This window comes from Armatimonadota bacterium (assembly GCA_016869025.1).
Classification (GTDB): domain Bacteria; phylum Sysuimicrobiota; class Sysuimicrobiia; order Sysuimicrobiales; family Humicultoraceae; genus VGFA01.
This window is the reverse complement of the sequence record VGFA01000003.1, coordinates 214,938-228,100: the sequence shown is the minus strand read 5'-3', so window position 1 is coordinate 228,100 and position 13,163 is coordinate 214,938. Positions and strand designations below refer to the sequence as shown.

The following is a 13,163-nucleotide window of genomic DNA, read 5'->3' as shown; positions in this document are numbered from 1 at the left end:
TATGCGGAAGAGGGATCGCCTCCTGCTCGAGATCGTCGCCCGCCACCCTATCAGAACCCAGTCGGGTCTGGTGAAGGCGCTGCGTCGTGCCGGCGTCAAGATAACGCAGGCCACGGTTTCACGGGACATTCGGCGCCTCGGCCTGATCAAGGTCCCGACCGGCGTCGGTGGCTACCGGTACCAGGCCCCTGCGCCGGCGCGCCCGCCTGCGGGTGAAGCCGAGGCCAGGCTGCGCCGCGCCTTCGCGGACTATCTGGTGAACGTGGAGGAGGGCAGCGGCCTCGTGCTGGTCAAGACCACGTTCGGCAGCGCCGGCGCGGTGGCAGAGGCCATTGATGTTGCCGCCTGGCCCGAGGTGGCCGGGACCGTGGCCGGCGACAATACCATCCTGGTAGTACCGCGCCGACCAGGTCGGCGCGCCGCCCTCCTGCGCAAGCTCCGCGCGCTCACCTGAGGCGGCTGAGCCGGGAGGAGGGTTCCGGCCGGCTGCCGAAGGTGGTCGCAACAGGAGGCCCGATTGGCGCAGCCTGGCACGAGCGAAGTCACAGTCCCCCTTCCCCCCGGCACCGACATCGTGGCCGTGGTGGGACAGCAAGACGCGCTCCTCCGGGTCATCGAGGAGGAGACCGGAGCATCGGTTGCGGTTCGCGGCGACGCTCTGGTAGTTCGCGGTTCGCCTGCGCAGGTGGATTCGGCCGTCCGGCTTCTCCGGCAGTTGATCGCCACCGCCAGATCCGGGCAGATGGTGGCCCCGTCCGACATGCGCCGCACCCTGCGCCGGAGCCAAGGCCTTGCCGCGGCCGGGGAGGTGACGCTCGGGGGCGAGACCCTCGTCGTCACCGCCAGCGGCAAACAGGTCGTCCCGCGCACGAGCGGGCAACGGGCGTACGTCGAGGCCATGAAGCACCACGATCTCACGTTCGCGGTTGGCCCGGCAGGGACCGGCAAGACCTACCTGGCGGTGGCAATGGCTACGGTGGCGCTGCGCGCCCGGAGCGTGCAGCGGATCGTGCTGACGCGACCGGCGATCGAGGCAGGGGAGAAACTCGGGTTCCTGCCCGGAGACATCGCGGCCAAGGTGGATCCCTACCTGCGCCCGCTCTACGATGCCCTCTACGAGATGGTTGGGCCCGAGCGGTTCGGCCGGCTCAGCGAGCGCGGGGTTATCGAGGTGGCACCCCTGGCGTTCATGCGCGGCCGGACACTCAACGATGCGTTCATAATCCTGGACGAAGCGCAGAACACCACCCGCGAGCAGATGAAGATGTTCCTGACGCGGTTAGGGTTTGGATCCAAGGCGGTCGTCACAGGAGACATCACGCAGATTGACCTCCCGCGCGATCGGGCCTCAGGCATGGTTGAGGCGCGCGAGATCTTCAGGGGGCTGGAGGGGATCGCCTTCGTCGAGCTGACCGAGGGGGACGTCGTGCGCCACGAGCTGGTCCAGACGATCGTGCGGGCCTATGAGCGATTCGAGGCCTCCCGTGGCGAGGGCCCATCCGGGGCATCGCCATCATGAGGGCATCCTCGCTGATCCGCCCGATGTGGGTGAGGCGGGTTCTGCTGGGTCTGGTGACCCTTTTCTGCTTGGTCTTGATCATCGGCCTGGACTATCTTCCTACAGGGATATCCTGGGCCAGCGTGGCCGGCGCGACCTTGGTTGTCGGACTGGTGCTGGCAGTAACCGGGGTCTATCTGTGGCAGCACCAGCGCGAGATCTGGGAAGCCGACCGGCTCCTGGTCCTCTGGAGCCTGGTGGCGATAGGCACGCTGGGCCTTGCGCAGGTCTTCGGTGCGCCGCGTTTCAGCAACTATCTGGCTCCAGCGCCGGCAGGGGCAATGCTGCTGTCCATACTGCTGCGTCCCAGGCCGGCCCTGTTCTCGTCCGCTGCCTTCGCCATCCTGGTTGGCCTAGCCGCCGAGCAGCAGTTCCCGACGGTTGTGGTTGTCTTCATCGGCGGCTTGGTCGGCGTCTTTGCCTGCCGTCAGGTCAACCACCGGTCGGACTTCGGCGCTGCCGGGCTGCTCGTGGGCGCGGCCAGCGCGATCGCGGCGCTGGCCACAGGGCTGCTGGAGGGTCTGCCCATCTACCCTGCCATCGCGACCAACGCCGCCTACGCCTTCGGCAGCGGATTGCTCGCGGCGGTCGTCGCCGTTGGGGTCCTTCCCTTCCTGGAGCAGCTCTTTGGATTGATCACCCCGATCAAGCTCCTGGAGCTGGCCAGCCCGGCGCACCCATTGCTCCGGCGCCTCCAACTGGAGGCACCCGGGACATACCACCACAGCATCATGGTGGCCAACATGGCCGAGGCCGCGGCCGAGGCCGTGGGTGCCGACGCGCTGTTGGCCCGCGTGGGCACCTACTACCACGACATCGGCAAGCTCCGCCGACCCGCGTTCTTCGTGGAGAACCAGGTCGGCATAGATAACCCACACGACAAGATGACGCCGAGCCTGTCGGCGCTCACGGTCAGTGCCCACGTCCGGGACGGGATAGACCTCGCGCGCGAGTACGGGCTTCCCCAGCCGGTGGCCGACTTCATCCCCCAGCACCACGGCACAGCGCTGCTGACGTACTTCTACCACCAGGCCCTGGAACGCGGAGATCCCCTGGACGAGTTCGCGTTTCGGTACGAGGGACCCAAGCCGCAGACTCCAGAGGCGGGTGTCGTGATGCTGGCCGATGCCGCGGAGGCGGCAGTCCGGTCTCTCAACCGGCCCACCCCGGACCGGCTGGAGGACGTGGTGCGCAGGATCATCCGAGACAAGCTGGAGGACGGCCAGCTCGACGAGTGCGGCCTGACCTTTCGCGACCTGGGCCGGACCGCCTCTGCGTTCGCGCGGATTCTGGCAGGGGTGCTGCACCCGCGCCTGGAGTACCCTGATCTCGAGGGGGAACTCGCACGGCGACGCCGCGACCGCCCGGCCAAGGCGCGCTGAGGTGGTTTGATGCGCGTCCACATCGCGGCGGCGGGCGTCCGGCACTCAATTCCCCTAGGCCTGCTCAGGGGGGCGGCCCTGACGGCGATGAGGGCCACCCGGTGCCCCCGCAGGGCAGAGATTGAGATCGCCCTCGTGGACGACGCCACAATCGGCCGGCTCAACCGCCGGTTCCTGGGTCACCGGGGACCTACCGACGTGCTGGCATTCCCGGGTGAGCCGGCCTCCCCGGCGGCGCGGACTCATTCAGCAGAGCCGGGCCTGCGCGGCCCCTTGCTTGGGGAGATAGTGATCTCTGTGGAACGGGCCCGTGCCCAGGCGCGCGACGCCGGCTGGTCGGTTCGCCGTGAGGTGGTGCTGCTGTTGGTGCACGGCCTTCTCCATCTGCGTGGCTACGACGACCACGCGGTGCGAGACGCCGGAGTGATGCGGGCGCTCGAGCGAAAGATCCTGGAGCGGATCTTCGGATCAGGAGGGTAGGGTTGAAACATGCGGCACACACTGTGGCAGAGCTTCGAGTACGCGGGCCGCGGGCTGGTAGCGGCCATGAACTCCCAACGGACCATGCGGATTCACGTTCTCATCGCGTGCGCGGTGTCTGCCGCTGTGATGTGGCTGGAGCTGCCGGCCGCGGAGACCACCGTTCTCATCGTCGCGATGGCCGGCGTGATGGCCGTCGAGCTGTTGAACACCGCGGTGGAGGCGGTGGTGGACATGCACGTCGGCGGCCGGCACGATTCACTGGGCGGGCGGGCGAAGGACATGAGCGCGGCGGCCGTGCTGGTTGCCGCGATAGGCGCCGCGATCGTGGGCGTGGTCACCCTGGGGCCACCCGTGGCGACCGCGGTCGGGATGGGAAGGGCCGACGCCCTATTCGCCGGCCGGGTGGTTGTGCTGCTTGGTGTGCTGACCTGCGCGACCCTGGCCCTCTGGCAGGCCGGTTCGCGGCGGTAGGTCTGTGATATAATCTAGGAGATCCGGCTGCCGCCCGGCCAAAAAGGCAGGCACAACTTCCCTTGGACGCGTCAAGTTATGCGATCGAACTGCTGCTCCTGGGCCTTCTGCTTCTCCTCTCGGCCTTCTTCTCGGGATCCGAGACGGCTCTGTTTGCGGCCAACCGCCTCAAACTGCGTCACCTCAAGGAGGATGGCAACTCCCGGGCCAGGGCCGCGCTGGGCCTGCTGGACAATCCAGCCCGGCTCCTCTCGACCCTTCTGATAGGCAACAACATAGTCAACATGGCAACGGCGGTCGTCGCCACAACCGCCCTGGTCAGGTGGCTGGGGCCGGAACGTGGCCCGGTCTACGCCTTCGCCGCTGTCACGCTGGCGGTGCTGTTGTTCGCAGAGATCACCCCCAAGACTATCGCGGCCCATCACGCCGATCGGTTCTCCCTGCTGGCCGCCCGCCCGGTCGCATGGTTCTCGGCGCTGCTCGCGCCGGTCAACCGCGTCCTGTCGTTCCTGACGAACGTACTGGCACGGCCGCTGGGAGGGCGCGTGCGTCCCGACGCGCCGATGGTGACCGAGGAAGAGATCCAGATCCTGGTCCGCATGGGAGAGGAGCAGGGGGTCCTCGAGCAGGACGAGAGCGAGATGATCCACTCTATCATCGAGCTCGGTGACACCGTCGTGCGTGAGGTGATGGTACCGCGCGTGGACATGGTTTGTGTCGAGGCCGATGACCCGATCGAGGCGATCCTGGACGTCGTCCGCACTCACGCACACTCGCGGGTCCCGGTCTACCACGATACCGTGGATCACATCGTCGGCCTGGTGCACGTGAAGGACCTGCTCTCGGGATTCAAGGACGGTCGCCTGGAAGGAACAGTGCGCGATTTCACGCGGCCGGCCTACTTCGTTCCTGACAGCAAGCGGCTGGATGATCTGTTCCGCGAGATGCGCCGAGAGCAGGTGCACATGGCGATCGCGGTGGACGAGTACGGGGGCACGGCCGGGCTGGTCACCATAGAGGACCTCCTAGAGGAGATCGTGGGGCCGATCCGGGACGAGTACGACAAGGAGGAGGCGCCGATCACCGTGCACAGCGACGGCGTGGCGCTGGTGGACGGTCGCCTGCACATCGAAGAGGTCAACGCCGCGCTCGACTTGGAGTTGCCCGTGGGCGAGGTGGACTCTCTGGGCGGATTCGTGTACAGCCTGCTCGGGCACATGCCTACGCAGGGAGAGCGGGTCACGTTTGACGGCGTGGAACTCAGGGTCGAGCGCGTGGATGGCCACCGCATCGAGCAGGTCAGGATCACAAGGATCGCTCCCAGCGCAGAGCCCGAAGATTGATGCGACACCACTTTCAGAGGCACCTGGTTGCGGGACTCCTGGTGGTTCTGCCCGCGGGCGTCACCGTGTTTGTCCTGCTGGCCCTCTTCCGCTTCCTCGACAGCCTGCTGGGTCCGGTCTTCACCTATCTGTTTGGGACTCGGATCCCGGGGCTGGGCCTGGTGGCAGGGATCCTGCTGATCCTCGTGACGGGCACGCTGGCCAGCAACATCATCGGGAGCCGCATCGTGCGGGTGTTCGATGGGTTCATGATGCGGATACCACTGGCCAGGACCGTCTACTCGGCCACCAAGCAGATCAGTGACGCGCTCCTGCTGCAGAAACGCGGGGCGTTCCGGCAGGCCGTGCTGGTGGAATGGCCGCGTCAAGGCATCTACACGATCGGGTTCGTCACCGGCGAAACGCGAGGCGAGGCGCAGGAGAAGACGGCCCAGCGCGTGATCAACGTCTTCGTGGTCACCACGCCGAACCCCACAACGGGTTTCCTCTGCCTGGTGCCCGAGAACCAGGTCACGCCCCTGGAGATGAGCGTGGAGGACGCGCTGAAGCTTGTTGTCTCAGCGGGCATCGTTACCCCGCCCTATGCCGCGAACGCCAGCCCCCCCGAGGGCAGGTTCGAGTGAGCCGGTCAAAGTCCCGGCCGGGCCCGCGGGGTCCATCGGGGCCCGTGCTCAGGGAGATGGTGCGCGCTGCGCGGGCGGCCCGCCGGCGCGCCTACTCGCCCTACTCTCGCTACGCCGTGGGTGCCTCGGTACTGACCGCGTCCGGGGCGGTGATCTCGGGTTGCAACGTGGAGAACGCGTCGTACGGGCTGTCACTGTGCGCCGAGCGCGTCGCGATCCACCGGGCGATTGCCGAGGGGCACCGCAGGATGCGCGCGGTGGCCGTCGTCACGGACGCCCGGGCTGCCATGCCCTGCGGTGCCTGCCGGCAGGTGATGCACGAGTTTGGGGTCCGGGAGGTTATCGTGGCCGGGCCCAGAGGCGCACCCCGGGTCTTCCACCTGGACGACCTGCTGAGCATCCCCTTCGATTCCTCCCACCTCGGCCCTCGGTAGCCCGCTGTCCGCGTGCGAAGCGCGGTCGCCCTTTCTTGACGATCCTCTACGGCTGCCCGTATATTTAGTCAAAGGCCGAGTGGGGTGTTCCATGAGCGCAGACGAAGCCACGCAGGAGCCTCCCCTTGCACGTCACATCCATGCCCTTCAGCCGCTTGCTGGGCAGGCGGGTGCAGGATGCCGACGGCTTCGTGCTTGGGCGCCTGGCAGACTTGGCCGCAGAGGTACATCCGACACGCCCGCGCATTGTCGGCCTGCTGCTTGATGTAGATCGCCCTCGCGTCGCGCTGATTCCCTGGAGCGCGGTCCGCGGACTGGAACCCACGATCACGTTGGCCGCGGTACGGGCCGCCCTCAGCCCGCGCCCCCTGCAACCCGACGAGATCCCCTTGAGGGAAGCCCTGCTGGACAAGCAGGTTGTGGACACCCACGGCCTACGGATCGTGAAGGTCAACGACCTGTTTCTCACCTCTGGCGATGGTGAGCTCTACCTGACCGGCGTGGACGTGGGGCTGAGCGGTCTTCTGCGCCGCCTGGGCGCCGAGAGCGCTGTCCGCTCCGTGATGCGCCGGCTGGGGCGCCCGCTCGCCGACCAGGCCTTGCCGTGGACCGTCGTGGCCGCGCTGGGCGGGCCGGTTACACCCCTGAAGCTGCACATCTCCAGGGAACGCCTGGAGGCAATCCACCCGGCCGATCTCGCAGAGCTGCTCACAGAGATGGACAGGGAAGAGCGCATGGAGGTCATGTCCGCCCTGAGCCAGGAGGACGCGGCCGAGGTGCTCGAAGCGGCCGAGCCAGAGGTACAGGCCAACATCCTGCGGTCGCTACCGGCGGAGCGGGCCTCGGACATCCTAGAGGAGATGGAGCCCGACGAGGCCGCGGACGTACTGGCCGAGCTTCCGGCGGAGACCGCCTCGGACCTGATCGTCCGTATGGAGCCCGAGGCCGGTGCAGAGGTCACCCGGCTGCTCGCCTACCCGCCGACTTCGGCTGGCGGGCGCATGACGCCCAACTTCATCGCCATACCGGACTCCTTCTCAGCGGGGCAGGCGATTGCCCACCTCCGCGAGGTGGCCCCTGACGCTGAGTCCATCTACTACATGTACGTGGTTGACGCCGCCGGAAGGTTGGCCGGTGTCCTCTCGCTGAGGGGACTACTTATCGCGGACCCGCAGACCCCTGTGGTCGAGATCACCTCACGTGAGGTGATAGCCGTGCGCTCCGACGAGAGCGACGAGGCGGCCGCGGCGCTGCTGATCAAGTACGATCTCCTGGCAGTACCGGTGGTGGACACCGAGGACCGCCTCCTCGGCACCGTTCTGGTGGACGACATCATGGATCTCCTGGCCGAGCGCCTGGGCGGGCGAATGCCGCGACGCCTGGAACGGCTCAGAAGGCTTCGGCGGGGGTAGGCGGGCTTGCTCTGGCTCAGACGGCGCTGGATGGGCCTGGCGCTGTTCCTCACGGTGGCGGGTCCCGGGATCATAACCGCGGCCGTGGACAACGATGCCAACGGCATCGCCACGTACTCGACCGCCGGGGCCCACTTCGGATACGCCCTGCTCTGGTCCCTTCCGGTTGCCCTGATCGCCCTGATAGTGGTCCAGGAGATGGCCGCGCGCATGGGCGCGGTGACCGGCATGGGACTGGCCGACCTGATACGCGAGCAGTTTGGGGTTCGCGCGGCCGCGGCGATCATGGGCTCGCTGTTGCTGGCGAACGCGGCCAACACGATAGGAAACTTCGCGGGCGTGGCTGGCAGCCTTGAGATCTTCCGGCTGCCGCGCATGGTCGGCGTCCCGATCGTGACCGTGGCGGTGGCCGTCCTTGTGCTGCGCGGAGGCTACCGGCTGGTGGAGCGCATATTCCTGGGCGCGTCGGCCATGTACTTGCTGTACGCCGTCTCCGCGGTGCTGGCCCGCCCCGACTGGGGCGTGGCGCTGCGCTCCGCGGTGGTGCCCGCCTGGAGGCCCGAGCCCGACTATGCCTTCTTGCTGGTCGCCTTGATAGGCACGACCATAGCGCCGTGGATGCAGTTCTACCATCAGGCATCGGTGGTGGACAAGGGGTTGACCGCGGACGATCTCCGGCTGGAGCGCGTGGACCTGACGCTGGGTGCGCTAATCACCGTGCTGGTCGCGGGCTCGATAATCGTCGCCACGGCTGCCACGCTCTTCCCCCACGGCATCCAGGTAGAACAGGCCGAGGACGCCGCGCGCGCGCTGGCGCCGCTGGCCGGTGAGTACGCTTCCCTACTGTTTGCCCTGGGTCTTCTCAATGCCGCCGTCTTCTCGGTTGCGATCATTCCGTTGTCCACCGCCTATGCGGTGTGCGAGGCCTTCGGGTGGGAGGCCGGACTGGATCGCTCCTTTTCACAGGCGCCCATATTCTACGGCCTGTTCCTCGCGGTGCTGGCCGGCGGCGCGCTCGTCGTCCTTTGGCCGGGACTGCCCCTCGTTCCGGTAATGATCGCGTCGCAGGCGCTCAACGGCATCCTCTTGCCGGCGGTGCTCGTGATCATCCTGCGCCTCGTAAACGACCGGCGCCTCATGGGGAGCCGGGTAAACGGCGCTGGCGCCAACCTCATCGCCGGCACGACTACCACGCTGCTAGTGCTGTTGACCGTGATACTGCTCGTCAAGAGCTTCTGAGGCATGGGCCTTTACAAGATAGAGGCCGTTGTCCTGCGCCGTCGCAACCTGGGGGAGGCGGACCGGCTCGTCACGGTTCTTTCCCGGGACAGGGGCAAGCTGGTGCTCGCCGCCAGGGGAGCGCGGCGTCCGCGCAGCCGGCTGGGCGGCCGCCTGGAACCTCCGACTCGATTTCGCGCGCTGGTGGCGGAAGGCCGCACGCTCGACGTGGTCTCCCAGGTGGAGGTGCTCGACGCCCATGTCGCTCTTCGGAACGACCTCGAGCGCATGGGATCCGTGGCCGTGGTGCTGGAGATGGCGGACCGCGCCCTTGCGGAGCGGAATCCGCACCCCGAGGTCTACGGGTTGCTGCGCGATGCCCTGACCCTGCTGGAAGGCGGCCACGAGTGCGCGGGCCTGTGGTTTGCCGCCAGGTTGCTCGCGCTGACGGGCCACCGCCCCACGGTGAGTCGCTGCCCGGCCTGTGGCCAGCGCCTGCGCGGAGCCGCCGTCTGGAGCAGCGCGCTGGGCGGGTGCGTGCACGCGACCTGCGCGTCCACGGATCCGCGGGCGATCCCTGTGGCCCCGGCCGCGCTCGCCCTCCTGCGGTTCCTGCTGGATGCGCGGCCGCCTGCGGTCCGCCGCCTGGCGCCCGCGTCCGCGGTGCGGTCGGCCGTGGCCGGGTTACTGTTTGGCTACGCGGAGACGTGCTGGGAGACCCGATTGCGATCTCCCGCGGTCGTCCGAGCGCTCTCTGTGGTATAGTCAGCGTGGTTGAGCGACCCAGTAGAGAGGAGGTATCCGCATGGACATTGATCTCGACCGGGCGCGGCGGGCGATCATTGACCTGGGCGCCGCCCTGGCCGAAGCCCGCGGCGTGGTCCAGCCCGGGGCAGCGTCCGTCGTGCGCCTCAAGACGGAGTCGGACGTGATCGAGTTGCCCGTGTCATGGGCAGTTGCCGGGCTTGTGGCGTTCGCCGCAGCCGCTGTGGTTTCGGCCCTCCCGGTTCCCTCAATTCGCCGGTGCTCTCGTGAAGAGGAGCCGCTGGGCATCGGCTAGGTGCGTTGACCCGATACAGCGCGGTTGATAAAATGGCGGAGTATTCCAATCAGCCGCGCCCGGGGCATCAGGCCGCCGAGGGAATCAGGGTGGAACCGCGGAGCCTCCGTCCCTGAGACGGGGCTCCCTTTCTGTGCATGCCAATGGCCAAGCGCACGCAGGCGCTCAACTTCCAGGAGATGACCCTCGCTCTGGATCGGTTCTGGGCACGGGAGGGCTGCGTGCTGGAGGAAGCGTACGATGTTGAGGTAGGCGCCGGCACGCTGCATCCGGCCACGTTCCTCCGCACCCTGGGGCCCCGACCCTGGCGGGTGGCGTACGTTCAGCCCAGCCGGCGGCCCGCGGACGGACGCTACGGCGAGAACCCCAACCGGTTGTACAAGCACTACCAGTACCAGGTGATCCTCAAGCCCGCGCCCGATCGGGTCCAGACGCTTTACCTGGCCAGTCTGGAGCGGCTGGGTCTGCGGCTCGACCATCACGATGTTCGCTTCCTCGAAGACGACTGGGAGGCCCCCACGCTGGGCGCGTGGGGTGTTGGCTGGCAGGTGTTTCTGGACGGGCAGGAGATCACGCAGTTCACCTACTTCCAGCAGATGGGAGGGCTCGACCTGGATGTCATCTCGGTCGAGCTGACCTACGGCCTGGAACGGCTGGCCATGTTCCTACAGCGCAAGGCATCCGTCTTCGATCTTGTCTGGGCTCCAGGCGTGACCTACGGGTCGCTTCGCCGCGAGGAGGAACGGCAGCACTCGGCGTACGGGTTCGAGCACGGGGATCCCACGACGCTGCGCGCCCTGTTCGAGGCGCACGAGGCCGATGCCCGCCGTCTGCTCGAGATCCCGTTGGTCCTGCCGGCGTACGACGCGGTGCTCAAGTGCTCCCATCTCTTCAACCTGCTCGGCTCCCGGGGCGCGATTGGTGTGGCCCAGCGAGTCGAGCTGATGAGCCGGACGCGCGCGCTGGCCCGGGCATGCGCCTCCGCCTATCTACGGCTGCTCACGGCGGCAGACTCAGAGGAGTCGCGAGGTGGCTAAGCGATCCACCCTGGCGCGGCCTTCCACAGCCCGGCTTCTCCTGGAGATCGGGACCGAGGAGCTTCCGCCGGCGGCGGTGCGTCCTGCGCTGGAGCAGCTCCAGCGCGGCGCGACGGCCGCGCTGGAGGAAGCGCGGCTGGATGCCGGGCGGGTACAAGCCACCGGTACGCTGCGCCGGCTGGTGCTGACCGTAGACGGCCTGAGCTCCTGGCAGCGAGACCTCGTCGCCCAGGTACGAGGCCCCGCGGCCAGGGTTGCGTACGATGCGGCAGGCCAGCCCACACAGGCGGCACAGGGATTCGCAAAGTCTCAGGGAGTTCCAGCAGAATCACTAAGGGTGCTTGAGATCGAGGGCGGCCGGTACGTGGTCGCCGAGGTGCAGGAGGCCGGACGCCCGGCCCCGGATGTCCTTGGCGAACTGCTGCCGCGCCTGGTGGCGGGTCTATCGTTTCCCAAGACGATGCGGTGGGCGGCACACGGATTCCGCTTCGGCCGTCCCATAAGGTGGGTGGCCGCCCTCTTGGACGGAAGGGTCATCCCGCTGGAGATCGCCGGCATCCGGGCGGGACGGCGCACCATCGGGCACCGCTTTCTCTCTCCTGGGCCAGCAACCATCACGGAGGCGGCCGTATACGAAGACGTCGTGGGCCAGGCGCACATCGTGCTGTCCGAACAGGAGCGGCGCGCCCGCATAGCCGACGGCGCCGCAGCGTTGGCCGAGCGCATCGGCGGCCGGCCCGTGCTTGATCCGGCGCTCCTCGAGGAGCTGGTGTGGTCCACCGAGCATCCCACCCCGGTGCTTGGGACGTTTGAGCCGACTCTTGTTGCCGCGTTGCCGCCCGTAGTTGTCCTGGTGACACTGCAGCACCATCAGAAGTGTTTCGGCATTGTGGATGGCTCGGGCACACTGATGCCTGCGTTCGTCGCGGTTCGGGACGGTGGGAACTCCCACCTGGACACGGTGCGCACCGGCCACGAGTGGGTGGTGAAGGCACGGCTCCAGGACGCACGGTTCTTCCTTGAGGAAGACCGCAGAGGTGGCTTCGGGCAGTGGAACGAGGCGCTGGCCCGCGTCGCCCACATCGCAGGGCTGGGTACGGTGGCCGATCACGTGACACGGGTGCGCCGCCTCGCCGGATGGCTGGCTGGCGCCGCCGGCGTCTCGGAGAGCGACCGCCGCACGCTGGATCGCGCCGCGGAGCTGTGCAAGGCCGATCTGACAACGTCCCTCGTGCGGGAGTTTCCGGAGCTGCAGGGCACTATCGGGGGCATCTACGCGAAGGAGAGGGGCGAGACCGCAGGAGTCGCGGCTGCCATCCTGGAGCACTACGATCCAAGGGCCGCGGGTGCGGACCTGCCGCGCACGCTACCCGGGGCGCTGCTCTCGGTGACCGACCGCGCGGTGCTGCTGGCCGGTGCCGTACTGGCCGGGCTCGAGCCCAGCGGTTCCCAGGATCCCCACGGCCTTCGGCGGGCCGCGGCCGGGCTCGCGGCCGTCCTCCGGGAGGTGGGGCTTCCGATCTCCCTGCGACGGCTCTTCGACCAGGCCGTCCTGACGTTCGACGCGCCGGATGAGGCCCGCGGTCAGGCCGTGGAGACCTGCCTCAGGATCGTGCGAGCACGGCTCCAGGGCATGCTGGCCGACGATGGAATCGCCTACGATACCATCAACGCGGTGGCCGCGGTGGGCGCCGATGACGTTCCTGATCTCATCGCCCGGGCACGCTCCCTGCACGAGTTCCGCTCGCAGCCCGCGATGTCGCTGCTGGCCACGGGCTACCTGAGGGTACACCGCATCCTGATCCAGGCCGGGCACGTCTTTGACGCCGAAAGCGCCGGCGCGCGTGTTCCAATGGCGTTTCGGGAGGAGCTCCTCGTCGAGCCGGCGGAGATCGAGCTCCACGGTGCCTGGCGCAGGATTCATCCAAGGCTGACGGAGGCCGCGGATTCCAAGCACTACACGCTTGCCCTGGCGGAGATCGCTGCCCTGGCAGATCCAATAGACGCTTTCTTCGACAAGGTGCTCGTGAACGCGCCCGATCCGGTGCTCCGCGAGAACCGCCTGGCCCTGCTTGAAAGGGTGTCCGGCAGCTTCAGGAGGATCGCCGACTTCAGCCTGCTCGTGATCTAGAAGGGAGTGAG

14 protein-coding genes are annotated in these 13,163 nt (G+C 67.9%); all 14 read left to right on the top strand.

The window, feature by feature from the left end:
- The first annotated feature begins 1 nt into the window (after position 1).
- The 14 genes from FJX73_03640 (at position 2) to FJX73_03575 (ending at position 13,152) form a co-directional block, all read left to right on the top strand.
- Positions 2-454, top strand: coding sequence for an arginine repressor (locus FJX73_03640; protein ID MBM3469866.1), 453 nt, complete (start codon positions 2-4; stop codon positions 452-454).
- Between the two features lie 63 nt (positions 455-517).
- Positions 518-1,519 carry a PhoH family protein gene (locus tag FJX73_03635; protein MBM3469865.1) on the top strand — a complete coding sequence of 334 codons (1,002 nt, stop codon included), beginning with the start codon at positions 518-520 and terminating at the stop codon, positions 1,517-1,519.
- On the top strand, positions 1,516-2,940 hold the full coding sequence (locus tag FJX73_03630; protein MBM3469864.1) for an HDIG domain-containing protein: 1,425 nt from the start codon (positions 1,516-1,518) through the stop codon (positions 2,938-2,940). Before FJX73_03635 ends, FJX73_03630 begins: the two co-directional genes overlap by 4 nt.
- Before the next feature lie 9 nt (positions 2,941-2,949).
- Positions 2,950-3,420 (top strand): rRNA maturation RNase YbeY, encoded by a 471-nt coding sequence (ybeY, locus tag FJX73_03625; GenBank protein MBM3469863.1) that lies wholly within the window; start codon positions 2,950-2,952, stop codon positions 3,418-3,420.
- 9 nt (positions 3,421-3,429) lie between these two features.
- Complete coding sequence (locus tag FJX73_03620; GenBank protein MBM3469862.1) at positions 3,430-3,894, top strand: diacylglycerol kinase family protein; 465 nt, start codon at positions 3,430-3,432, stop codon at positions 3,892-3,894.
- A 62-nt stretch (positions 3,895-3,956) separates the two neighbouring features.
- A complete protein-coding gene (locus FJX73_03615) occupies positions 3,957-5,237 on the top strand; it encodes an HlyC/CorC family transporter (protein ID MBM3469861.1) in 1,281 nt (426 codons plus the stop codon).
- Positions 5,237-5,860 carry a DUF502 domain-containing protein gene (locus FJX73_03610; protein ID MBM3469860.1) on the top strand — a complete coding sequence of 208 codons (624 nt, stop codon included), beginning with the start codon at positions 5,237-5,239 and terminating at the stop codon, positions 5,858-5,860. Before FJX73_03615 ends, FJX73_03610 begins: the two co-directional genes overlap by 1 nt.
- A gap of 56 nt (positions 5,861-5,916) precedes the next feature.
- Entirely contained in the window at positions 5,917-6,294 is a 378-nt protein-coding gene (gene cdd / locus FJX73_03605; GenBank protein ID MBM3469859.1) for a cytidine deaminase, read from the top strand.
- Positions 6,295-6,434: 140 nt separating this feature from the next.
- A complete protein-coding gene (locus FJX73_03600) occupies positions 6,435-7,706 on the top strand; it encodes a magnesium transporter (GenBank protein MBM3469858.1) in 1,272 nt (423 codons plus the stop codon).
- Between the two features lie 30 nt (positions 7,707-7,736).
- Positions 7,737-8,945, top strand: a complete 1,209-nt coding sequence (locus FJX73_03595) for a divalent metal cation transporter (protein MBM3469857.1) — start codon at positions 7,737-7,739, stop codon at positions 8,943-8,945.
- A gap of 3 nt (positions 8,946-8,948) precedes the next feature.
- Positions 8,949-9,689 carry a DNA repair protein RecO gene (recO, locus tag FJX73_03590; GenBank protein ID MBM3469856.1) on the top strand — a complete coding sequence of 247 codons (741 nt, stop codon included), beginning with the start codon at positions 8,949-8,951 and terminating at the stop codon, positions 9,687-9,689.
- 40 nt (positions 9,690-9,729) lie between these two features.
- The gene (locus FJX73_03585; protein ID MBM3469855.1) at positions 9,730-9,984 is read left to right on the top strand and encodes a hypothetical protein; all 255 of its coding nucleotides are present in this window, start codon (positions 9,730-9,732) and stop codon (positions 9,982-9,984) included.
- A gap of 143 nt (positions 9,985-10,127) precedes the next feature.
- Positions 10,128-11,021: a glycine--tRNA ligase subunit alpha gene (locus FJX73_03580; protein MBM3469854.1), complete on the top strand. Its 894-nt coding sequence runs from the start codon at positions 10,128-10,130 to the stop codon at positions 11,019-11,021.
- A complete protein-coding gene (locus tag FJX73_03575; GenBank protein MBM3469853.1) occupies positions 10,972-13,152 on the top strand; it encodes a glycine--tRNA ligase subunit beta in 2,181 nt (726 codons plus the stop codon). Before FJX73_03580 ends, FJX73_03575 begins: the two co-directional genes overlap by 50 nt.
- The last annotated feature ends 11 nt before the right edge of the window (positions 13,153-13,163 follow it).

What these genes read in the sequence shown, in the direction of transcription:
- ybeY (MBM3469863.1), top strand. Translation starts at nt 2,950, where the DNA reads ATGCGCGTCCACATCGCGGCGGCGGGCGTCCGGCACTCAATTCCCCTA.
- FJX73_03580 (MBM3469854.1), top strand. Translation starts at nt 10,128, where the DNA reads ATGGCCAAGCGCACGCAGGCGCTCAACTTCCAGGAGATGACCCTCGCT.
- FJX73_03585 (MBM3469855.1), top strand. Translation starts at nt 9,730, where the DNA reads ATGGACATTGATCTCGACCGGGCGCGGCGGGCGATCATTGACCTGGGC.
- FJX73_03595 (MBM3469857.1), top strand. Translation starts at nt 7,737, where the DNA reads ATGGGCCTGGCGCTGTTCCTCACGGTGGCGGGTCCCGGGATCATAACC.
- recO (MBM3469856.1), top strand. Translation starts at nt 8,949, where the DNA reads ATGGGCCTTTACAAGATAGAGGCCGTTGTCCTGCGCCGTCGCAACCTG.
- cdd (MBM3469859.1), top strand. Translation starts at nt 5,917, where the DNA reads ATGGTGCGCGCTGCGCGGGCGGCCCGCCGGCGCGCCTACTCGCCCTAC.
- FJX73_03620 (MBM3469862.1), top strand. Translation starts at nt 3,430, where the DNA reads ATGCGGCACACACTGTGGCAGAGCTTCGAGTACGCGGGCCGCGGGCTG.
- FJX73_03610 (MBM3469860.1), top strand. Translation starts at nt 5,237, where the DNA reads ATGCGACACCACTTTCAGAGGCACCTGGTTGCGGGACTCCTGGTGGTT.
- FJX73_03630 (MBM3469864.1), top strand. Translation starts at nt 1,516, where the DNA reads ATGAGGGCATCCTCGCTGATCCGCCCGATGTGGGTGAGGCGGGTTCTG.
- FJX73_03600 (MBM3469858.1), top strand. Translation starts at nt 6,435, where the DNA reads ATGCCCTTCAGCCGCTTGCTGGGCAGGCGGGTGCAGGATGCCGACGGC.
- FJX73_03640 (MBM3469866.1), top strand. Translation starts at nt 2, where the DNA reads ATGCGGAAGAGGGATCGCCTCCTGCTCGAGATCGTCGCCCGCCACCCT.